The sequence below is a fragment of the Brevundimonas sp. genome (genome assembly GCF_050729455.1).
Lineage (GTDB): Bacteria > Pseudomonadota > Alphaproteobacteria > Caulobacterales > Caulobacteraceae > Brevundimonas.
Genome location: NZ_JBOHLI010000012.1, coordinates 1 through 19287, shown reverse-complemented (window position 1 = coordinate 19287; position 19287 = coordinate 1). Strand labels below are relative to the sequence as shown.

The following is a 19287-nucleotide window of genomic DNA, read 5'->3' as shown; positions in this document are numbered from 1 at the left end:
CAGCTTCTAGCGCCCGCAGTCCAGGCCGGGAGCATCCGGCGTGGCCGTGGCGCCGGGGCCGAGGGCCTTTTGCATGAAAACCACGTCGCGCCAGTCGTCGAACTTCCATCCCACGGCATGAAAGACGCCGACGTGTTCGAAGCCGGCGGCGGCGTGCAGCGCGATGGAACCGGCGTTGGCGCTGTCGCCGATCACCGCCACCATCTGACGCATCCCCAGGGCCTCGCAGGCGCCCAGCAGAGCGTCCAGCAAAGCCTTGCCGGCGCCCCGCCCGCGAAACGCCTCGGCCACATAGATCGAGTCCTCGACCAGGTAGCGATAGGCGGCGCGCAGGCGGTAGGGACCGGCGTAGGCATAGCCCGCGACCTGACCGTCGATCTCGGCGGTCAGGACGGGCAGGCCGAGCGCAGCTGGCGCGGCCAGACGCGCTCGCATTTCATCCGCTGACGGGACGTCCAGCTCAAACGTCCCCGTGCCGTTCAGCACGCTCTCGGCATAGATGGCCGTGACGGCGGCCAGGTCGGCGTTCGTGAACGGCCGAACGATCACGCCTTTTCCCAGCCCTTGTCGATGGCCCAGACGGCGAAGGCGTAATCGTGGGCGACGTCCTTCAGATAGTCGAACCGGCCCGCCGAGCTGAAGTGACCCGCCGTCATGTTGATCTTCAGCAGGACGGGATTGCCCGAGGTGGTCGCGGGCCGCAGCTTGGCCACCCACTTCTCCGGCTCCCAATAGGTGACGCGCGGATCGGACAGGCCGCCGGTCGCCAGCACCGCCGGATAGGGCTTGGCCTCGATCTGATCATAGGGGCTGTAGCTGAGCATATAGTCGTAGGCGGCGGCGTCCTCGATCGGATTGCCCCACTCGGGCCATTCCGGCGGCGTCAGCGGCAGGGAGGTGTCGCTCATGGTGTTGATGACGTCGACGAAGGGAACACTGCCGATGACGCCGGCCCATAGATCGGGTCGCATGTTGGTGACCGCGCCCATCAGCAGACCGCCGGCCGATCCGCCCTGGGCCACGATCTTGCCGGCCGTGGCGTACTTCCGGTCGATCAGGTGTTCGGCGGCGGCGATGAAGTCGGTGAAGGTGTTCTTCTTGGTCATCCGCCGGGCGCTGAGGAACCAGTTCCAGCCCTTGTCCGAGCCGCCGCGGATGTGGGCGATGGCGTAGATGAAGCCGCGATCCACCAGCGACAGCCGGTTGGTCGAGAAGCTGGCCGCCATGGGGATGCCGTAGGAGCCGTAGCCGTAGAGCAGCAGCGGCGCCGAGCCATCGACCGGCGTGGATTTCTTGCGCAGCACCGTCACCGGCACCAGTTGGCCGTCCGAGGCCGGGGCGTTCAGACGTTCGACCACATAGTCCGCCGGATTATGGCCTGAGGGGATTTCCTGAACCTTGCGGAGCGTCCGTTCGCGCGTCTTCAGGTCGTAGTCATAGGTCGAGGTCGGGGTGGACGGCGAGTTGTAGCCGTAGCGCATGACCGTGGTGTCGAACTCCGACGCCCCGCCCAAGGACAGGGCGTAGGCCGGCTCGTCCACGGCGATCTCATGCTCGGCGCCGGCGCGGTCGCGAATGACGATCCTGGTGTTGGCGTCGGCGCGTTCCTGACGGCCCAGATAGTCCTTCACCAGGGCCACGCCTTCGATGAAGCGACCCGGCGTGTGGGGGATCAGGTCCTTCCAGTTCGCCTTCGCGGGCGTCGCGGTCGGGGCCTCGACGACCTTGAAGTCGATGGCGTCGTCGGCGTTGGTGCGGATCACCCAGCGATCGCCCCAGTGGTCCAGGTCGTACAGGCGGCCGCCGAGGCGCGGCTCGACCACCACGGGCGTCGCCGTCGGATTTGAACCCGGAATGATGCGGCCTTCCGAGGTTTCCTGATTGCCGATGCCGATGACGATGAAGGCGTCGTCAGAGGTGCGGCTGACGCTCTGGAACATGCCGTCGTCGGTTTCCTCATAGACCAGGCTTGTCTCGCCGCCGCGCGCCGGGCGGCGGAAGATCTTGTCGGGACGGCCGTTGTCGTCGCGGTTGGTCCAGAAGATCCACTGGCTGTCAGGCGAGAAGGTGAAGTTCTCGGTCGCCGATTCGATGGGGTTGGGCAGGACCTCGCCGGACGCCAGGTCCTTGACGTAGATCTTGAAGACCTCCGAGCCTTGCGCGTCCTCGGCATAGGCGAACAGGGCGTGGTCGGGGCTGTGATCGACAGCCGAAACCTCCGAATAGGCCTTACCCTCGGCCAGCTTGTTGCAGTCCAGCAGGATGGTCTCGCCTTCAGTCTTGCCACGCGGGCGGCGGCAATAGAGCGGGTGCTGGTCGCCGGTGTTGTAGCGGACGTAGTATTCCCAAGCGCCGTCGGCGGCGGGAACCGAGCTGTCGTCCTCCTTGATGCGGCCCTTCATCTCTTCGAACATCGCGGCCTGCAGCGGCAGGGTCGAGGCCATGACGGCCTCGCGATAGGCGTTCTCTGCCGTCAGGTGCTCCTTCACGTCGGCCTTGATCAGCGACGGATCGCGCAGCACCGCCTGCCAGTTGTCGTCCTTCATCCACTGATAGTCGTCGGTGCGGACCCGGCCCAGTTGTTCGATGCGAACGGGGACTTTCTTGGCGACGGGCGGTGGGGGCAGGGACATCGAGGCTCCGGTAGTCGAATGAGCAAGGGCAGGGGAGGCGGCGACCAGGCCGGCGGCGGCGGTCGAGGCGATCAGTTCACGGCGATTCATTGAGTCATCCCCTGTATGGTCCGCCGGACCTTGTGCGCGCGGACGACCCGCGTCAAATGTCCGGATGATCACTTCGGACGCTCCGCTCGAACCGCCCGCCGCCGTGGCCGCTCCCGTGGAATGGGATCTGACCTTGGGTCTGATCAACGCCACGGTGCAACTGGATCAGCCGCTGAATGAAAGCACACGCAAGGTCGGCACCGGATTCCTGATCTCTGCGCCGCGGCCGGACGGCGCGCCGCGCGTGGTTCTGGTCACGGCGGCCCACGTGCTGAACGTCATGCCAGGGTCAGAAGCGCGCATCGGCTGGCGCACCGCAGAAGCCGACGGGGCATGGAAGTTCGCGCCTGAGGGCCTGATGATCCGGGACAGCGCCGGCGCGCCCCTGTGGACCCAGCATCCCGAGCGGGATGTGGCGGTCATGGAGATCACCGCGCCGGACGCCTTCGCCCAGGCCGCCATTCCGCTGGGCTGGCTGGCCGACGACGCGACCCTTGATCAGTGGCGCGTGGGGCCGGGCGATGAACTGATGGCGCTGGGCTATCCCCACGGACTGGCGGCCAACAAGGCGGGGTTCCCGATCCTGCGCCTGGGCCGGATCAGTTCCTGGCCGCTGACGCCGATCCGACACTTCCCCATCTTCCTGCTCGATTTCGCCGTGTCGCAGGGCAACTCGGGCGGCCCGGTCTTCTGGACGCCCGCCGTGCATCGCCGGCCGGGCTTGCCGACGCCTGACCATCCCTACATCGCCGGGGTTCTGGTCCAGGAAGTGCAGGGCGGCGGCGAGGGTCTGGAGCTGGGCGTGGTCGCCCATGCCCAGTATGTGCGCGAGGCGATTGCGTTGCTGGATCAGCCCGCTGCGTCATCCCGTCCGTAGCGCCGCTTTCTGCGAACCCCGGACAGGCGCGGCGCGCCTTCCGGGGCGATGCTTCGACCTTAGCCCGCCAAGGCCTCCACGCTGAGGCCTTGCAGCAGTTCCCCGCCTTGCCCCACGGCGGCCAGGCGGCTGGAGACATGGCCCAGGACGTTGGCGGCGTAGAGTTCGTAGAGGTCCAGCTTGCCTTGCAGCCAGACGGGGTCGCCGTTTCCGGCGGCTAGTCGCGCCTGGGCCGCCAGCGCGCCCTTGGCCAGCATCCAGCCGCCGACCACGTCGCCCATCAGCTTCAGATAGGCGTCGGCGCCGGCCAGAACATCGGCGGCGCCATCCGCGGCGGCCTTGCGGTCCAGCAGCCACAGGGTGGCGTCCTCGACCGCTTCGATGGCGGTGGCGAAACGCTCGACCGGCTTGCCGACATAGAGGCGGTCGATCTGGGCCAGGGTGTCCTTCATGTCCGCGATCAGGGCCTTGGCGGAATCGCCGCCGTCCATCGACAGTTTGCGGCCGACCAGATCCATGGCCTGGATGCCGTTGGTGCCTTCGTAGATCGGGGTGATGCGGGCGTCGCGATAATATTGGGCCGCGCCGGTTTCCTCGATGAAGCCCATGCCGCCGTGGACCTGAACGCCCAGCGAGGCGACTTCGCAGCCGACGTCGGTGGACCAGGCCTTGGCGATGGGGGTGAACAGGTCCTCGCGGCCCTTCCATGCCTTGCGCTCGGTCTCGGTGGCGGCGTGCTTGGCCAGGTCGGCGGCGACGCCGGTGGACAGGCAGATGGCGCGGGCGGCGGCGATCTTGGCCTTCATGACGCCCAGGGTGCGGCGCACGTCGGGGTGGTCGAAGATCGAGGCGTTCTTCTCGCCGGTCCAGACCGAGCGGCCCTGACGGCGTTCCAGGGCATAGGCCAGGGCGTGCTGATAGGCGCGCTCGGCGATGCCGACGCCTTCGACACCGACGGCCAGACGGGCGGCGTTCATCATCACGAACATATGGGCCAGGCCCTCGTTCGGACGGCCGACCAGTTCGGCGCGGGCGCCTTCATAAGACATGACACAGGTGGGCGAGGCGTGGATGCCCAGTTTGTGCTCGACCCCGACCGGGTGGAAGGCGTTGCGCTCGCCCAGCGAGCCGTCGGCGTTGACCGCGAACTTGGGCGTCAGGAACAGGCTGATGCCCTTGGGTCCCGCTGGGGCGTCTGGCAGGCGGGCCAGCACCAGATGGACGATGTTGTCCGTGGCGTCGTGGTCGCCCCAGGTGATGAAGATCTTCTGGCCGTTCAGGGCGTAGGTGCCGTCGCCGTTCGGCGTGGCTGTGGTGGTCAGGGCCCCCAGGTCCGAACCGGCGTGCGGCTCCGTCAGCACCATGGCGCCGGTCCATTCGCCGCTGACCAGCTTGGTCAGATAGGTGGCCTTTTGATACTCGGTGCCGACGGCTTCCAGCGCCTCGATCGAGGCCAGCGACAGCATGGGGCACAGGCCGAAGGCCATGTTGGCGGCGTGGACGGTTTCATAGGCCGCCAGTTCCAGCGCCTTGGGCAGGGCCTGTCCGCCAGCCTCGACCGAGGCGGTCAGGCTGGTCCAGCCGCCCTCGGCGAACTGCTTGTAGGCGTCGACAAAGCCGGGCGCGGCGGTGACGGCGCCATTGGCGTACTTGGCGCCGGCAAGATCGCCGGGGCGGTTCAGCGGGGCGAGCACCTGTTCCGAGAACTGGCCCGCGGCCTCCAGCACCGCGCCCATGACGTCGGCGTCGTAGTCGGCAAAGGCGCCGGTGGCGGCGACCTGATCAATGCCGGCGACGACTTCCAGGGCGAAGGCGAGGTCACGGACGGGGGCGCGGTAGCTCATGGCGGTCTCCAGAATCTTCAACATGCTTCTGACGCCCGAGCGGTCAGTGATGCAAGGGCGCTTGGACTTTGGTCGCGGTTCGCGCCAATCTCTGCCCCAGTGCCGTCGCGGAAGGAAAGACCTTGGCCGAACCCCGGAACCGCTATTCGACCGTTTCGCTGATCCTGCACTGGGTCATCGCTCTGGCTGTGATCGCCCAGGTGCTGCTGATCATGGCGCACGACGCGACCGAGGGGCCGCTGTCGCGCGAGTTCGTGCAGGTTCACAAGGCGGTCGGCCTGACCATTCTGGTCCTGACTCTGGGGCGAATCGGCTGGCGGCTGGCCAATCCGCTGATCGCCCTGCCGGTCGAGATGCCGAGGTGGGAGCGGGTTCTGGCGCGGACGACGCAGATCGCCTTCTATGTCGTGCTGCTGGTCATGCCGTTGACCGGGTGGCTGGCGTCGTCGGCGGGCGGGCGCGAAATCAGCTGGTTCGGCCTGTTCCAATGGCCGCTGCTGCCGGTCGGCGGCGGACGCGAAGCGGCGGGGCAATTCATGGATGTGCATGAGATGGTGGCGAAGCTGCTCTATGTGCTGATCCTGCTGCACGTCGTGGGCGCGCTGAAGCATCAGTTCATCAACCGGGACAATGTGCTGCATCGCATGATCCCTCTGATCCCGCGCCGGCCATGAAGGGCGACACGCCCGAGATCGCCGCCGAGGCGCTGAAGACCGGCCGGTTGGTGATCCTGCCGACCGAGACGGTCTATGGGTTGGCGGCCGACGCCTCCAACCCGCAGGCGGTGGCGCGCATCTTCGAGGCTAAGGGAAGACCGCGCTTCAACCCCTTGATCGCACACGTTTCCAGCGCCGTGGACGCCGAGGCGATCGCCGTGTTCGACGACCGGGCGCGGGCCCTGGCCGAGGCCTTCTGGCCCGGTCCTCTGACCATCGTGGCGCCGGTTCGGGACCGCGAGCGTGTCTGCGATCTAGCCCGCGCCGGTCTGGACAGCGTCGCCGTGCGCGTGCCGGGTCATCCGCGAGCGCGCGCCGTGATCGCGGCCTTTGGCGGAGCCGTTGTGGCGCCCTCTGCCAATCGCTCAGGGCGACCCAGCCCCACGACCTTCGATGACGCGCTGGAGGAAACTGGCCATGCCGTCGGCGCGGCCGTGGACGGCGGGCCGTGCGCCGTGGGCGTGGAAAGCACGGTCGTTTCGGTGCTGGACGGGCTGGTCGCCCTGCTGCGTCCCGGATCGGTGACGCGCGAGGAGATCGAGGCCGTGGTCGGCCCGCTGGCCGAAAGCGGACAGGGGCATCGCTCGCCCGGTCGATTGGCCTTGCACTACGCCCCCGACGCTCCGGTGCGGATCGAGGTTGAGACGGCTAACGCGGGCGAAATCCTGCTGGGCTTCGGCCCCGGCGTCGGCGAACCTCGCTGGAGCCTGAGCCAGTCCGGCGACCTGCGCGAGGCGGCGGCCAATCTGTTCCGGCTGCTGCGCGAGGCGGACCGGACCAAGCCGGTCGGCATCGCCGTTTCGCCGATCCCGCACAAGGGACTGGGCGAGGCCATCAACGACCGGCTGCGTCGCGCCGCGGGCTTCGTTGGCTAGAGGAAGCGGGCCTTCAGATCGACGCTGGAGGCCTTGCCCACCTGCGGGGCGCAGGTTTCCAGCCATTGCTCGGCCGCCTGACGTCCGCGCGATTTCAGGTCGTTGAGGAAGCTCCATTCCGTATCGAACTTGGTCGACAGCGACAGGCTGCCTAACCAGTCGTCGGCCTCAACCGCGTGCATCCGGACGGCGCGATGACGGTCCTCGTTCCGGCTCAGCCTGCCCTCGGCGATCAGATCCTGGACGAAGGCGACGGCGCGCAGTTCGGCGACCAAGGGCGCATTGAACAGGATTTCGTTCAGGCGATCCATGATCTCGCCAGCCTCGCGCGGAGCCTCGTCGCGGGCGAAGGGGTTGAGCGGCAGCAGCAGTATGTCGTCCGGGGTGTCGGCGTGGAACAGCGGCCACAGCGCCGGATTGGCCAGATAACCGCCGTCCCAGTAGGGCTCGCCCTCGATCTCGACCGCCTGGAACAGGTGCGGCAGACAGGCGGAGGCGAGCAGGACGCCGGGCGTGATCTCGGGTGTTCGGAACAGGCGCGACCGACCGGCGCGGACCGCCGTGATCGAGACGATCAGATGGATGTCGGACCCGCGTACCGTGTCGAAATTGACGGCGGTTTCCAGCACCCGTTTGAGCGGGTTCAGGTTGAAGGGGTTGAACGAGTAGGGGCTCATGGACAGGGCCAGGGTCTCGCCGGCCTTCCACATCGGGCTGCCCTTGAGCCAACCGGGCGTCAGGGCCTTTGACCATATGGCGCTGTCGCCGAAGACGTTGCGGCCGCCGGATTGATTGACCTCGCGCCAGAGCTTGTCGAGCGCGGCGCGACCGCCCTCAGCGCCGTCTTGCTCCAGCCCGGTGATCAGGGCGGCGGCGTTCATCGCTCCCGCAGAGGCGGCGGTGACGGCGCGGATGTCGAGGATGTCGGCCTCCAGCAGCCGATCCAGTACGCCCCACTGAAAGGCGCCGTGCGAGCCGCCGCCCTGAAGCGCGAGGCAGATAGGATGGCGGTCGGGGAGGGACTTTGACCTGGCCATCATCCGCCTCCCTTCAGGCCGCTATTGCGCGGTCCAGCCGCCGTCGACGGAGTAGTGTGACCCGTTGGCCGAGCCCCCAAGGTCGGACACCAGATAGAGGAAGATGCCCGCCAGTTCGTCGGTCGTGACGAACCGCTTGGTCGGCTGCGAACCCAGGATGACGTTCTTCATCACGTCCTCGGGCGTCATGCCGCGCGTGCGGGCCTGATCCTCGATTTGCTTGGCGACGATGGGGGTCTCGACGAAGCCGGGGCAGATGGCGTTGCAGGTGATGTTCTGCTGGGCCAGTTCCAGCGCCACCGTCTTGGTGAAGCCGATCACGCCGTGCTTGGCGGCGACATAGGCGGACTTGAACGGGCTGGCGACCAGACCGTGGGCCGAGGCGATGTTGACGATGCGGCCGCGCCCCTGGGCCTTCATGATCGGGATCGCCGCCTTGGTGGCGTAGAAGGTCGAGGACAGGTTGATGGCGATGATCTTCTCCCACGCGTCGGCGGGGAAGTTCTCGACGGCTTCGACGTGCTGGATACCGGCGTTGTTGACCAGGATGTCGAGGCGGCCCAGTTCGCGGTGCGCCGTGGCCACCATGTCCGCGATCTGATCCGGCTGGGTCATGTCGGCGGGATGATAGAGGACGCGCACGCCCGTCTCGGCGGCCAGATCGGCGCGGGTCTGTTCGATGACAGCGGGATCGCCCAAGCCGTTCAGCACGACGTCGCCGCCGCATTCAGCGACGGCGCGCGCCAGAGCCAGGCCGATGCCGGAGGTCGAGCCGGAGACTACGGCGACCTGGCCCTTGAGATCGTTCATGGCGAACATGCAGAGAGAACCCGTGGATAGCTATGCTGCAACGCAGCCTAACCGTAGTCGTTCAATCTGGCGATCAGGAATTTCCTTCTCTGATGAATATCCAGTCCGAGTCGGTGGAAAGCGCCTTGTCGAAGCGGTAGCCGTCGCGATCGAAAGCCTTGAGATCCTCAGCCTTTTCAATGCGGTTCTCGATGGCGTAGCGGGCCATGGCGCCGCGCGCCTTCTTGGCGAAGAAGGAGATGATGCGGGCCTCGCCGTCCTTGCGCTCCTTGAAGTGGGGCGTGATGACGGGCAGCTTCAGCGCCTTGGCGTCTACCGCGCCAAAGTATTCCTGGCTGGCCAGGTTGACCAGGGTGCGGTCGGCCAGCGGCTCGGCGTCGGCGTTCAGGCGCTGCGAGATCCGTTCGCCCCAGAAGTCATAGAGGTTGGCGCCGCGCTTGGTCTTGAGCCGTGTGCCCATCTCCAGCCGATAGGGCTGGATGGCGTCCAGCGGACGCAGCAGGCCGTAGAAGCCGGACAGGATGCGCAGGTGATCCTGGGCCCAGTCCAGATCGGCAGGGGCCAGCGCGCGCGCGTCCAACCCGTCATAGACGTCGCCGGCGAAGGCGAAGACGGCCTGCAGCGCACCCTCGGTCGTCTCGTTGTCGAAGGCCTGGAACCGTTCGTAGTTCAGGTCAGCCAGGGCGTCGGAAATCGACATCAGACGGCGCAGGTCGGCGCGACTCAGCTTCTTCGTGACCTTGGCCAGTTCCGCCGTTTCGTCGGCGCATCGACGCGGGGTCGAGGCCACGTCGAGGGCGGGGGGCGTGAAGTCCAGCCGTTTGGCCGGGGACAGGACGATCAGCAAGGCGACACAGGCTCCGAAGCATCGGGAAGCGGGCGTCTTAGGCTGCTTCCGTGACGATTTGAACCGTCGGCGGCGTCATATCCGGTCGTGGTGCCTAGAAGAGGACGGCCGGATTCATGATCCGCTGGGGGTCGATGGCCTTACGGATCGCTTGCATGGTCGCGATCTCCATCGGCGACTTGTAGCGCCGCGCCTCGTCGGTTTTCAGCCGTCCCAGGCCGTGTTCAGCCGAGATGGAGCCGTTGTAGCGGGCGACCACATCATGAACGATTTCGGACCCTTCCATCCAGCGGGCGATGAAGGCCGGCACGTCCTCGCCGACGCCGGGGATCACGTCATAGTGAAGGTTGCCATCGCCGACGTGGCCGAAGACCGAGACCCGGCAGCCAGGGTGGAACTTCTCGACCGCCGCCGTGGCCTCGTCAATGAAGTCGGCGATGCGGGAGACCGGCACGGACACGTCGTGCTTCCAGCCGCCGCCCTCGGGCTTGAGCCCCGCCGAGTGCTCCTCGCGCAGACGCCAGAAGGCAGCCTTCTGAGCGTCGTTCTGGGCGATGGCCGCATCAACGATCAGACCTTCCTCGAAGGCGCCGGTCAGCAGCCGCTCCATAGCCGAATCGGCGCCGCCGGGCTCGCCCGAGGTCAGCTCGATCAGGACGTACCAGGGCGGGGTGGTTTCCAGCGGCTCGCGCGTGTCGGGGATGTTCTTGAGCACCAGGGCCATGCCCAGACGCTTCATCAGTTCGAAGGCCTCGACCCCGCCGCCGGTCTCGGCCTTGGCGCGGGCCAGCAGGGCGACGGCGGCGTGGTGGCTTTCCAGCCCGACGATGGCCGTGGCGCGGCTGCGCATGATGGGGAACAGTTTCAGCGTCGCCGCCGTGACGACGCCGAGCGTGCCCTCGGCGCCGATGAACAGCTGCTTCAGGTCATAGCCGGTGTTGTCCTTGCGAAGCCGCTTCAGGCCGTTGAACACCTGACCGTCCGGCATCACCGCCTCGATGCCCAGCACCAGGTCGCGCATCATGCCGTAGCGCAGCACGGCCGTGCCGCCGGCGTTGGTCGAGATGACGCCGCCGATGGTGGCCGAACCTTCGGCCGCGAGGCTGAGCGGGAAGAAGCGGTCCTTCTCTTTGGCCAGTTGCTGCGCCTCCAGCAGGGTCACGCCGGCCTCCAGCGTCATGGCGTCGTCCAGCGGGGTCACGTCGCGCACGGTCCGCAGCTTGCGCGTGGACAGCAGGACTTCGCCGAACGGAATCTGACCGCCGACCAGGCCCGTGCCGCCGCCCTGGGTGACGACCGCGACGCCGTGACGGGCGCAGATCTCGATGGCCTTGGCCACCTCTTCCGTTGTGCGCGGCTGCAGCAAGATCGGCGTTTCGCCCGTCCAACGGCCGCGCCATTCGGTCAACCAGGGCGCCATGTCGTCGGCGTCCGTGGTCCAGGCGCCGGGCAGGGCGGATTTCAGCTCTTCGAGGGCGGCGGGCATGGGGAGGGTCATATCCGCCTTGTGGCAAAAGGCGTGGCGTGGTGGAAGCGCAAAACCCTGCCTCTAGGCGGTCAATTCGGGGAGAAAACATGATTCCAGTCCCGGCCGTGGGCGTGGTCTGCCTGAGAGACGACGAAGTCCTGCTGATCCGTCGCGGCACGCCGCCGCGTCAGGGCGAATGGAGCCTGCCGGGCGGGCGACTGGAGCCGGGCGAACGGCTGGCCGACGCGGCCCTGCGCGAACTGCATGAGGAGACGGGCGTCGAGGCTGAACTGATCGGCCTGATCGATGTCGTCGACGGCCTGTTTCCCGAGGCGGGGCGGCATTACGTGCTGATCGACTACGCTGCGCTCTGGACCGGCAGCGAGCCAGCCGCGGGCGACGACGCGGCAGAGGCGGCCTTCGTCCCGTTCGAGGAAGCCCTGCGCCGGGTCGACTGGTCCGAGACGCGGCGGATCATCCGACAGGCGCGCGCCATGGCGGCGGATCGTCGCGCTGACGACCTTGTCATCGCCAGTGAACCGGATTCTGTGGCGTCGGGACCAGGCGACCGTTAAGCTCCGCTCTCAACCGGAGGGGCCTATGGATTTCTCGCTTATCTTCTTTGTGGTGTTCGCGGCCTTCGCGATCATCTTCCTGTTCAGTGTCATCAAGATCGTGCCGCAAGGCCGTGAATTCACGGTGGAGCGTTTCGGCAAGTACACCAAGACGCTGAAGCCCGGCATCAGCATCCTGACACCGTTCGTCGAGCGGGTCGGTCGACGCATGAACATGATGGAACAGGTGCTCGACGTCCCGACCCAGGAGGTCATCACCAAGGACAACGCCATGGTGAAGGTGGACGGCATTGTCTTCATCCAGGTGATGGACGCCGCCCGCGCCGCCTATCGGGTCGATAATCTGCCCTACGCCATCGCCCAGCTTTGCATGACCAATCTGCGCACCGTGGTCGGCTCGATGGAACTGGACGAGGTGCTATCGCAGCGCGACGCCATCAACACCCGCCTGCTGCACGTCATTGACGCAGCGACCGAGCCGTGGGGCATCAAGGCCAACCGCATCGAGATCAAGGACCTGACCCCGCCGACCGACATCACCAACGCCATGGCGCGTCAGATGAAGGCCGAGCGCGAGCGTCGCGCCGTCATCACCGAGGCGGACGGCGAGAAGCAGGCCGCCATCGCCCGCGCCGAGGGCGCCAAGCAAGCGGCGATTCTGGAAGCCGAGGGCCGTCGCGAAGCCGCTTTCCGCGACGCCGAGGCTCGCGAGCGTGAAGCCGAGGCCGAGGCCAAGGCGACCGCAATGGTGTCCGAAGCCATCGCCCGCGGCGACGTCAATGCCATCAACTACTTCGTGGCCCAGAAGTACGTCGAAGCCTTCGCCGAACTGGCCCGCAGCCCGCAGCAGAAGACGGTCATCGTGCCCGCCGAAATGGGCGGCCTGGTCGGCACCATCGCCGGCCTGGGCGAACTGGTCGGCCTGGCCAGGGAGCAGCAGCACACGCGCGCCGAGACGCGCGCCGTTGCGCGTCCCGCCCCGACGCCGGCGCCCGCCGCACCGGCCCGTCCCGCGCCGCGTCGCCCCGGCGGCGCTGTGCCGACCACGGAGTAGGAAATGGACTGGCTCATGAACCTCTACGCCGCCCAGCCCTTCTGGCTGTGGCTGGCGGTGGGCGTGGTCCTGCTGGCCATCGAGGCGGCGGCTTCGACCGAATGGCTGCTGTGGCCCGCCGTCTCAGCCGGGCTGGTAGCGCTGATTACAGCGCTGGCGCCCAATCTGGGCCTGCCGGTCGAGATCGGCGTCTTCGCCGCCCTGACGGTCACCTCGACCGTCCTGTCGCGCCGCTTGATCAAGCGAGTGAATCCCAAGGACGAGCCCGATATCAACGACCGCGATCTGCGTCTGGTCGGCGAACGGGCGCAGGTGGTCGAAGCCTTCGTGGGTGGCCGCGGCCGGGTCTTCGTCTCGGGCGCCGAATGGCCCGCCGAGATCGAAGGCGCGGCGCCGCTGGCCGGCGAAAGCGTGGTGGTCGAATCGGTCGATGGGCCGCGCCTGCGGGTCCGCTCGATCTAAGGCCAGGTTGGGTTTGGCGGCCTAGCGGCGTCGCATCTCGTCGACGCCGCGATTCGCCAGTCCGTCGGCCCGTTCGTTCAGGACGTGGCCGGCGTGGCCCTTGACCCAGTGCCACTTGACCTCGTGGCGGCTGCGGGCCTCGTCCAGACGCCGCCACAGGTCGTCGTTCTTGACCGGCTTCTTGTCGGCGGTCTTCCAGCCGCGGGCCTTCCAGCCCCTGATCCACTCGGTGATGCCCTGCATAACGTATTTGCTGTCGGTATGCAGATCGACGCGGCAAGGACGCTTCAGGGCCTCCAGCGCGGCGATGGCCCCCATCAGCTCCATGCGGTTGTTGGTCGTGTTGGGCTCGCCGCCCCACAATTCCTTCTCGTGCCCCCCGCCGGTCTGCAAGATCGCACCCCAGCCGCCAGGGCCGGGATTGCCCTTGCAGGCGCCGTCGGTGTGGATGATGACGTGATCGACCAGACTCATGGCGCGATGCCTACAGCGTCCCTTGGCGCGCCGCCATCAGTCAGCCTATATGACGCACAACAATCAGTCGGACGGGATCGCTTTCGTGGTCCCCTTGAGGAGGTAACGCCATGGGCTCCATGAGCATCTGGCACTGGGCCATCGTCATCGTCGTCATCGCCCTGCTGTTCGGCGGTCGCGGCAAGCTGTCCGGCATCATGGGCGACGCGGCCAAGGGCATTCGCGCCTTCAAGGACGGCCTGAAGGACGACGGTGATTCCAAGGGGCCGAAGGAAGGCGTCAGCTCGCTGCCGCGCACCGAGGCCGAAAAAGAAGACCTGAACCGCTGATCGCGTTCGCGGAAAGACGCTGAATCATGGGTGGTCTTGGCCCCGGAATCGGCGGGTTCGAAATCCTTGTCATCGGTCTGGTGGCCCTGCTTGTCGTGGGGCCAAAGGACTTGCCGATGCTGATGCGCAAGGTCGGTCAGTTCGTCGCCAAGGCGCGCGGCATGGCCAACGAATTCCGCGCCAGCTTCGACGAAATGGCGCGCCAGTCCGAGCTGGACGACCTTCGCAAGGAGGTCGAGGCGCTGCGGTCGGGGCAGGGCATGCACCCGCTCGGCGCCGACGCCGAAGCGGCCTTCAAGGACATCCGCAAGGACCTGGAGGCGCCGCTGGACGCCCCGGCTCTGGCGGCGCCCGCCGTCTTAGAGACCGCGCCGGTCGCTACAGGCGTGGATGAATGGCCGGACGAGTTCCAGCCTGCGGCTGAACCGGCCGCCGAGACCGTCGTCGCTGAACCCAAGGCCAAGGCGACCGCAAAGCCGAAGACGGCGCGCGCTCCGGCCAAGGCCAGCGCAAAGACCGCAGTCAAGCCGACTGCGAAGGCTGTCGCCGAAGCTGCGGCGCCCAAACCCAAGGCCCTGCGTAAGAAGAAGGTCGATCAATGACGTCGCTCGACCGGGACGAGGCCGACATCGAGGCCTCGCGCGCGCCCCTGATGGATCACCTGATCGAGCTGCGCGGGCGGCTGCTGATCTGCGTCGTGGCCTTCGCGGTGGCCTTCATCGGGTGCTTCGCCTTTTCCGAGAAACTCTACCTCTTCCTGGTCCAGCCCTATGTGGTGTCGGCGGCCTTCCACCAGACGGTGGGCGCGCACGGCCATGTCTCGCCGTTCGACCTGATCCTGGGCACGGCCGGGCTGGTTCCCGTGCCGGACGTGGACCACCAGAGCGTCAAGCTGATCTACACGGCGCCGCTGGAAATCCTCTTCACCAAGATGAAGCTGGCCGGGCTGGGCGCCGTCATCGTGGCCTTCCCGGTTCTGGCCTGGCAGTTGTATCGCTTCGTCGCGCCGGGCCTCTATCGCAACGAGAAGGGCGCCTTCCTGCCGTTCCTGGTTGCGGCGCCCCTGCTGTTCCTGCTGGGCGCGGCGCTGGTCTATTTCGTCATGCTGCCCTTCGTCATGTGGTTCTCGCTGAGCCAGGAGATCATCGGCGAGGGCGTGGCGGCGGAACTGCTGCCCAAGGTGTCGGATTATCTGAACCTGGTGACGGCCCTGATCCTGGCCTTCGGCCTGTGCTTCCAGCTTCCGGTCGTCATGACCTTGCTGGGCCTGGCCGGTCTGATCAGCTCCCAGGTCATGGCCAAGGGCCGCCGCTACGCCATCGTGGCCGTCGTCGTGGTCGCCGCCGTCGTCACCCCGCCGGACCCCATCAGCCAACTGATGCTCGCCGTGCCTATGGTGCTGCTCTACGAAGTCTCGATCTGGTGCGTCCGCATCATCGAGCTGCGCCGCAAGAAGGCCGACGCGCCCGAGGGACTGGCCGTCTAGGGGTCAGTCTCAGGGCGGGGAGTGAATGAGCGATAGCGCCATACTCCGCCGCGGACATCAATTCCCTTCGCGCTCCCATACGGTGCAGCGAGCGATCCTCGGCATCCAACGCGAACGGCACATCCTTTCGCCTGCCCCTCCGTCGGTCCGAGGCCACGGCTGATAGGTCACAGGCAGAAAGCGCCGTCAGGATCGAATTCAGGGCTAAATTCAATGTCGATGTAAAAACGGCGCCCCTTGTTCGTGGCGCTGAACGCCGATGAGCCGCCAATCCCTCCAGGATCGGCGGCCATCCTCACATCGAGCGTGTTCCTCAGGCGACTGGGAAGGTCGGCGGCGGCAGGGTCAGTTTGGTGTCGCTCACCGGCTGTTCGCCGAAGAACTTCACCAGTTGGGCCTGGACCTCCGGGTGGGCCTCGAAGACGTTGTGACCGGCGTTTTCGACCAGGATCTGCGCCTTGTTCTGGAACTGGGCGATCACCTCGGCCTGTTCCTCCAGCGGGGTGCGGCCGTCGAGCGAACCCGCGACCAGAAGGGCGGGGGTCTCGATGCGGATCGGCGCCCGGAAGTCCTCGCCCAGATCGACGCCGGGGATCGCGCCTATCAGGTGCGGCATGGGCAGGTTGAAGGCGTCGCCCAGAACCGCCGTCTTCGCCTCCCTGGTGATGAGCGCCAGGCGTGCGGGCGAAATGCCGGACGCGAGGTCCATCGCCTCGGGCATGCCGGAGATGCCGAAGTAGCGGTGGGGCGGCGGGATGATCGGCGCCAGGACATCGGTCTTCCCGGCGTCGAGCGCCAGGTAGATTTTCGGCAGCATGGTCAGTTGCGGCGGATTGGCGACCAGGGCGGAGGCCAGGAGCTGGACCCCGAAACCGCCCACCTGGACGTCGACGGGGCCGCTTTCACCGGCGAAGGTCACCGTCGCCGGATCGGCCTCAAGCCGCTCATGCACGCGGCGCATCAGGGCGGGCATATTCGGGATCGCCGCGCGGACGGCGGGGTCCGTCCCCATCAGATGATCGACGCGGTCCAGGAACATGTCGATGTGCGCCGGACGCTTGATGGTCTGGTCCTGACCTTCGAGGCTGGCCAGGGCGACGCGGCCGATCGAGTTCGGGTGCCGTTTCAGCACCGAGAGGGCCAGATGGGTGCCGTAGCTGATGCCCCACAGGTTGACCTTCTCCACGCCCAGGTGACGGCGCAGGTCCTCGATGTCGTCGGCGTTCTGTTCGGTGTTGTAGCCGGTCATGGCGATGCCGGCGCGGGACCAGTCGATCCAGGCCTTCTGCATCTCTTCGCGGTACCAGGCGCTCACGCCGGCATGGGTCATGGCGGGGTAGGGCGTGGTGGCGGCCCGATCAGGAATGCTGGACGACAGGCCGGTGCCGCGCTGATCGAAGGCGATGACGTCGGCCACTTCTCTCAGGGCCATGAAGATCGGGAAGCGCGGGCCCATTGCGGTGCGCACGCCGGATCCGCCCGGTCCGCCGGCCAGATAGACGATGGGCGGGCCGGGGTTTTTCGCGGTCGAGGCGAAGCGCACATAGCCGAGGCGGATGCGACGCGAACCGGGGATGCGCCGATCCTCGGGCACCTCGAAGAAGCCGCGTTCGGCGTCGACTTCCTGGCCGTCACCAGACTTGTAGCGGAAGGGACCGGCTTCGGGCTGGGCCTCCTGGGCTCGGGCGGCGCCGGACAGAAGCGCCAGGCCGGGAAGGGAGAGGCCGGCGGCGGCGAGGATGGAGCGGCGGTTCAGCGATGTGTGTTTCATGACCACGATTGAAGCAGGCCTTTCGGCGCTGTGGGGCGCACTTCGGCCAATGGTCGGCCTACGTCGGTGAACGGCAGCGCTTTGCGGCGAATGACGATAAGGTCGTCGCCATGTGGCGCATTCTTCTCATCGCGATTCTCTTTACCTCGCTTCCGACGGCGCTGCGGGCGCAGGATCAAGACTGGGAGATGTGTCGCGGTGAAGCTGGCGCGGCGGCGCCCATGCTCCGCGACTGTCGCCCGGTCGATGGCGTCATCGACCCGCAGGGGAGGGAGCTTTGGCTTCGCTCCGTCGCGCAGCGCCCGACCGGCGACGATCCTGTCGCTCTGTATGTCGTCGGCGCCGCCTCCTCTGAGGCCTGGCTCAACGGTCAGAAGCTGGGCGCCAACGGACGACCGGGCGCTTCGCCGGCGATGGAAACACCGGGCCGTTACGAAGCGGCCTTCCCGATTCCGCAGCGGATGTGGCGGCTCGCGGACAATGTCGTCGTGGTCCGCCTGTCGTCATTCCATGGGGTGGTGCGTCTGGACGGGCCCATCGGCGGGATCATGGTCGCGCCCTATCCCTGGCCGTCGCGCACGATCCCGGTGGCGATCACCTTCCTCATGGCCGGCACCCTGTTCGCCGCCGCCTTCGGCTTTGGCGTCATCTACAGCCTGCGCCGCACAGGTTCGAGCCTGGCTCTGGCGGGCTTGGCCGGGGTCGCGGGCCTGCAAGCCGTCTTTGAAAGCCTGAGGGCCCTGGTTCCCTATGCCTATCCCGTTCATGGCCTGCGTCTGGTCGGCATCTGGGTTCTGACCGCCGCCTTCGCCGTTCTGCTGGTCTCCTATGTCGTGTCGCGTTTCTGGCCGCAGGCGCGCCGTCCGCTGATCGCCCTTGCCGTGGCGGCCGTGGCGGCGACCTGGCTGGCCCCCGGCTTTGATCTGAAGACGGCGGCAGCCTTGCTGGTTGGACTGGCGCTTTCCACCATGGCGGCCGCTGTCGGGGCGCGTCGTCGTCTGCCGGGCGCCCGTCTGAGCCTGGCCTATCTTGGCGCCTTCATGGCGATCGGCGTGCTCTTCCCCAACTGGCTGGTCGACCTGTCCTATTTTCTGTTCGCCGCCGGCCTCGTGCTGCCCCTCTTGATGGCCGAGGTGGTGCGACTGGGGCGCGACGATCAGGAGCGGGAGGTCGCGCTCACCCGCGCCGCCGCTCGTCCGAACTGTCTGACGGTGGCCTCGTCACGCGGGGTCGAGCGGGTGCCGCTCGCCGACATCGTGGCCGTCGTCGGGGCGGACGACTATGTCGAACTGCGCCTGACGAACGGGCGGCGCTTGCTGCACGCCGCCCGTCTCGATCGGCTCGAACAGGAACTGTCCACGAGCTTCCTTCGGGTCCACCGCTCGGTGATCGCCAACCTCGCCCATGTCCGCGGCTTCGAGCGCGACGGCGGACGGGGTCGATTGCTGATGGATGAAGGCTCGCCCTTGCCCATCAGTCGAAATCGCCTTCCGACCGTTCGCGACGCCCTCGATGAACCCAACTGATTTGCTCGACAATATGCTGACCCAAGCGGGCTAGTGTCGGCCTTTCCGATAATTGGCGAATGTCTGCAGATGGAAGACGCCGACCTCAATCCAGATCGCTTTTCCCAGGTGAGACCGGGAGTCGCGCTGGAGTCGCAGCGACTAAGAAAACTGACCTGTAATTCATTGCTTGCGACTAACCACATCAGCGAATCCAGCGTCTAGAGGCCAAACGCCAAACGCAAACCGCGCGACTCGGGGGCGGATGAAACGCAAACTCTGCGATTTTCAATCGCGATAGGTTTTCGTTCGAGCGAGGCGCATATGACGTGCCTCTGAGGTTTCATCCAGCGGCGACCAGAGTCCTTGGGTTAGTTACGCCTCGCAGCGTGGGGTGAGCAACAGGCCGGGCCGCGCAGCTTTCATCCTGCGCA

20 protein-coding genes are annotated in these 19287 nt (G+C 67.0%); 10 read left to right on the top strand and 10 right to left on the bottom strand.

The window, feature by feature from the left end; translation table 11 throughout:
- Nucleotides 1-6: 6 nt before the first annotated feature.
- Nucleotides 7-549, bottom strand: coding sequence for an N-acetyltransferase family protein (locus ACREEF_RS04800; protein ID WP_431564473.1), 543 nt, complete (start codon nt 547-549; stop codon nt 7-9).
- Complete coding sequence (locus ACREEF_RS04795) at nt 546-2723, bottom strand: S9 family peptidase (RefSeq protein ID WP_431564472.1); 2178 nt, start codon at nt 2721-2723, stop codon at nt 546-548. Before ACREEF_RS04795 ends, ACREEF_RS04800 begins: the two co-directional genes overlap by 4 nt.
- Nucleotides 2724-2787: 64 nt before the next feature.
- On the opposite strand from ACREEF_RS04795, the gene ACREEF_RS04790 reads away from it, so the two are divergent.
- Complete coding sequence (locus ACREEF_RS04790; RefSeq protein ID WP_431564471.1) at nt 2788-3600, top strand: trypsin-like serine peptidase; 813 nt, start codon at nt 2788-2790, stop codon at nt 3598-3600.
- Nucleotides 3601-3659: 59 nt separating this feature from the next.
- On the opposite strand, the gene ACREEF_RS04785 is transcribed toward ACREEF_RS04790, so the two are convergent.
- A complete protein-coding gene (locus ACREEF_RS04785; protein WP_431564508.1) occupies nt 3660-5444 on the bottom strand; it encodes an acyl-CoA dehydrogenase in 1785 nt (594 codons plus the stop codon).
- A 122-nt stretch (nt 5445-5566) separates the two neighbouring features.
- Between ACREEF_RS04785 and ACREEF_RS04780 the strand changes: the two genes are divergently transcribed.
- Both ACREEF_RS04780 and ACREEF_RS04775 read left to right on the top strand, forming a co-directional pair.
- Nucleotides 5567-6118: a cytochrome b gene (locus ACREEF_RS04780; protein WP_431564470.1), complete on the top strand. Its 552-nt coding sequence runs from the start codon at nt 5567-5569 to the stop codon at nt 6116-6118.
- Nucleotides 6115-7035, top strand: a complete 921-nt coding sequence (locus tag ACREEF_RS04775) for an L-threonylcarbamoyladenylate synthase (protein ID WP_431564469.1) — start codon at nt 6115-6117, stop codon at nt 7033-7035. The genes ACREEF_RS04780 and ACREEF_RS04775 overlap by 4 nt, the downstream gene beginning before the upstream one ends.
- On the opposite strand, the gene ACREEF_RS04770 is transcribed toward ACREEF_RS04775, so the two are convergent.
- The 4 genes from ACREEF_RS04770 to ACREEF_RS04755 all read right to left on the bottom strand — a co-directional run bounded on the left by ACREEF_RS04770 (nt 7032) and on the right by ACREEF_RS04755 (nt 11227).
- The gene (locus ACREEF_RS04770; RefSeq protein WP_431564468.1) at nt 7032-8072 is read right to left on the bottom strand and encodes a patatin-like phospholipase family protein; all 1041 of its coding nucleotides are present in this window, start codon (nt 8070-8072) and stop codon (nt 7032-7034) included. The two genes, ACREEF_RS04775 and ACREEF_RS04770, sit on opposite strands and share 4 nt — an antisense overlap.
- A 21-nt stretch (nt 8073-8093) precedes the next feature.
- Nucleotides 8094-8891, bottom strand: coding sequence for a 3-hydroxybutyrate dehydrogenase (locus tag ACREEF_RS04765; RefSeq protein ID WP_431564467.1), 798 nt, complete (start codon nt 8889-8891; stop codon nt 8094-8096).
- 64 nt (nt 8892-8955) lie between these two features.
- Nucleotides 8956-9729, bottom strand: coding sequence for a peroxide stress protein YaaA (gene yaaA, locus ACREEF_RS04760; protein ID WP_431564466.1), 774 nt, complete (start codon nt 9727-9729; stop codon nt 8956-8958).
- A 94-nt stretch (nt 9730-9823) separates the two neighbouring features.
- A complete protein-coding gene (locus ACREEF_RS04755; RefSeq protein ID WP_431564465.1) occupies nt 9824-11227 on the bottom strand; it encodes an FAD-binding oxidoreductase in 1404 nt (467 codons plus the stop codon).
- A 77-nt stretch (nt 11228-11304) separates the two neighbouring features.
- Between ACREEF_RS04755 and ACREEF_RS04750 the strand changes: the two genes are divergently transcribed.
- Genes ACREEF_RS04750 through ACREEF_RS04740 form a run of 3 tightly spaced genes read left to right on the top strand, consistent with a single transcriptional unit; the run spans nt 11305 to nt 13288 of the window.
- A complete protein-coding gene (locus ACREEF_RS04750; protein WP_431564464.1) occupies nt 11305-11772 on the top strand; it encodes an NUDIX hydrolase in 468 nt (155 codons plus the stop codon).
- Between the two features lie 25 nt (nt 11773-11797).
- On the top strand, nt 11798-12826 hold the full coding sequence (locus tag ACREEF_RS04745; protein ID WP_431564463.1) for an SPFH domain-containing protein: 1029 nt from the start codon (nt 11798-11800) through the stop codon (nt 12824-12826).
- Between the two features lie 3 nt (nt 12827-12829).
- Nucleotides 12830-13288, top strand: a complete 459-nt coding sequence (locus tag ACREEF_RS04740; RefSeq protein WP_431564462.1) for an NfeD family protein — start codon at nt 12830-12832, stop codon at nt 13286-13288.
- A gap of 21 nt (nt 13289-13309) precedes the next feature.
- Here the strand turns inward: ACREEF_RS04740 and rnhA are convergent, their stop codons facing one another.
- Nucleotides 13310-13762 (bottom strand): ribonuclease HI, encoded by a 453-nt coding sequence (gene rnhA, locus ACREEF_RS04735; protein ID WP_431564461.1) that lies wholly within the window; start codon nt 13760-13762, stop codon nt 13310-13312.
- Between the two features lie 110 nt (nt 13763-13872).
- Here rnhA and ACREEF_RS04730 point away from each other — a divergent pair, with 110 nt between their 5' ends.
- Genes ACREEF_RS04730 through tatC form a run of 3 tightly spaced genes read left to right on the top strand, consistent with a single transcriptional unit; the run spans nt 13873 to nt 15577 of the window.
- Nucleotides 13873-14091: a twin-arginine translocase TatA/TatE family subunit gene (locus ACREEF_RS04730; RefSeq protein ID WP_431564460.1), complete on the top strand. Its 219-nt coding sequence runs from the start codon at nt 13873-13875 to the stop codon at nt 14089-14091.
- Between the two features lie 26 nt (nt 14092-14117).
- Nucleotides 14118-14693 (top strand): Sec-independent protein translocase protein TatB, encoded by a 576-nt coding sequence (gene tatB, locus ACREEF_RS04725; protein ID WP_431564459.1) that lies wholly within the window; start codon nt 14118-14120, stop codon nt 14691-14693.
- Entirely contained in the window at nt 14690-15577 is an 888-nt protein-coding gene (gene tatC / locus ACREEF_RS04720) for a twin-arginine translocase subunit TatC (protein WP_431564458.1), read from the top strand. The genes tatB and tatC overlap by 4 nt, the downstream gene beginning before the upstream one ends.
- 167 nt (nt 15578-15744) lie before the next feature.
- On the opposite strand, the gene ACREEF_RS04715 is transcribed toward tatC, so the two are convergent.
- Both ACREEF_RS04715 and ACREEF_RS04710 read right to left on the bottom strand, forming a co-directional pair.
- Nucleotides 15745-15870, bottom strand: a complete 126-nt coding sequence (locus tag ACREEF_RS04715) for a hypothetical protein (protein WP_431564457.1) — start codon at nt 15868-15870, stop codon at nt 15745-15747.
- A 20-nt stretch (nt 15871-15890) separates the two neighbouring features.
- Nucleotides 15891-17348, bottom strand: coding sequence for an alpha/beta fold hydrolase (locus ACREEF_RS04710; protein ID WP_431564456.1), 1458 nt, complete (start codon nt 17346-17348; stop codon nt 15891-15893).
- A gap of 221 nt (nt 17349-17569) precedes the next feature.
- On the opposite strand from ACREEF_RS04710, the gene ACREEF_RS04705 reads away from it, so the two are divergent.
- Entirely contained in the window at nt 17570-18874 is a 1305-nt protein-coding gene (locus tag ACREEF_RS04705; protein ID WP_431564455.1) for a LytR/AlgR family response regulator transcription factor, read from the top strand.
- Nucleotides 18875-19287: the final 413 nt, after the last annotated feature.

What these genes read in the sequence shown, in the direction of transcription:
- ACREEF_RS04795 (WP_431564472.1), bottom strand. Translation starts at nt 2,723, where the DNA reads ATGAATCGCCGTGAACTGATCGCCTCGACCGCCGCCGCCGGCCTGGTC.
- ACREEF_RS04790 (WP_431564471.1), top strand. Translation starts at nt 2,788, where the DNA reads ATGATCACTTCGGACGCTCCGCTCGAACCGCCCGCCGCCGTGGCCGCT.
- ACREEF_RS04785 (WP_431564508.1), bottom strand. Translation starts at nt 5,444, where the DNA reads ATGAGCTACCGCGCCCCCGTCCGTGACCTCGCCTTCGCCCTGGAAGTC.
- ACREEF_RS04775 (WP_431564469.1), top strand. Translation starts at nt 6,115, where the DNA reads ATGAAGGGCGACACGCCCGAGATCGCCGCCGAGGCGCTGAAGACCGGC.
- ACREEF_RS04770 (WP_431564468.1), bottom strand. Translation starts at nt 8,072, where the DNA reads ATGGCCAGGTCAAAGTCCCTCCCCGACCGCCATCCTATCTGCCTCGCG.
- ACREEF_RS04765 (WP_431564467.1), bottom strand. Translation starts at nt 8,891, where the DNA reads ATGTTCGCCATGAACGATCTCAAGGGCCAGGTCGCCGTAGTCTCCGGC.
- ACREEF_RS04755 (WP_431564465.1), bottom strand. Translation starts at nt 11,227, where the DNA reads ATGACCCTCCCCATGCCCGCCGCCCTCGAAGAGCTGAAATCCGCCCTG.
- ACREEF_RS04750 (WP_431564464.1), top strand. Translation starts at nt 11,305, where the DNA reads ATGATTCCAGTCCCGGCCGTGGGCGTGGTCTGCCTGAGAGACGACGAA.
- ACREEF_RS04745 (WP_431564463.1), top strand. Translation starts at nt 11,798, where the DNA reads ATGGATTTCTCGCTTATCTTCTTTGTGGTGTTCGCGGCCTTCGCGATC.
- ACREEF_RS04740 (WP_431564462.1), top strand. Translation starts at nt 12,830, where the DNA reads ATGGACTGGCTCATGAACCTCTACGCCGCCCAGCCCTTCTGGCTGTGG.
- rnhA (WP_431564461.1), bottom strand. Translation starts at nt 13,762, where the DNA reads ATGAGTCTGGTCGATCACGTCATCATCCACACCGACGGCGCCTGCAAG.
- ACREEF_RS04730 (WP_431564460.1), top strand. Translation starts at nt 13,873, where the DNA reads ATGGGCTCCATGAGCATCTGGCACTGGGCCATCGTCATCGTCGTCATC.
- tatB (WP_431564459.1), top strand. Translation starts at nt 14,118, where the DNA reads ATGGGTGGTCTTGGCCCCGGAATCGGCGGGTTCGAAATCCTTGTCATC.
- tatC (WP_431564458.1), top strand. Translation starts at nt 14,690, where the DNA reads ATGACGTCGCTCGACCGGGACGAGGCCGACATCGAGGCCTCGCGCGCG.
- ACREEF_RS04715 (WP_431564457.1), bottom strand. Translation starts at nt 15,870, where the DNA reads ATGGCCGCCGATCCTGGAGGGATTGGCGGCTCATCGGCGTTCAGCGCC.
- ACREEF_RS04710 (WP_431564456.1), bottom strand. Translation starts at nt 17,348, where the DNA reads ATGAAACACACATCGCTGAACCGCCGCTCCATCCTCGCCGCCGCCGGC.
- ACREEF_RS04705 (WP_431564455.1), top strand. Translation starts at nt 17,570, where the DNA reads ATGCTCCGCGACTGTCGCCCGGTCGATGGCGTCATCGACCCGCAGGGG.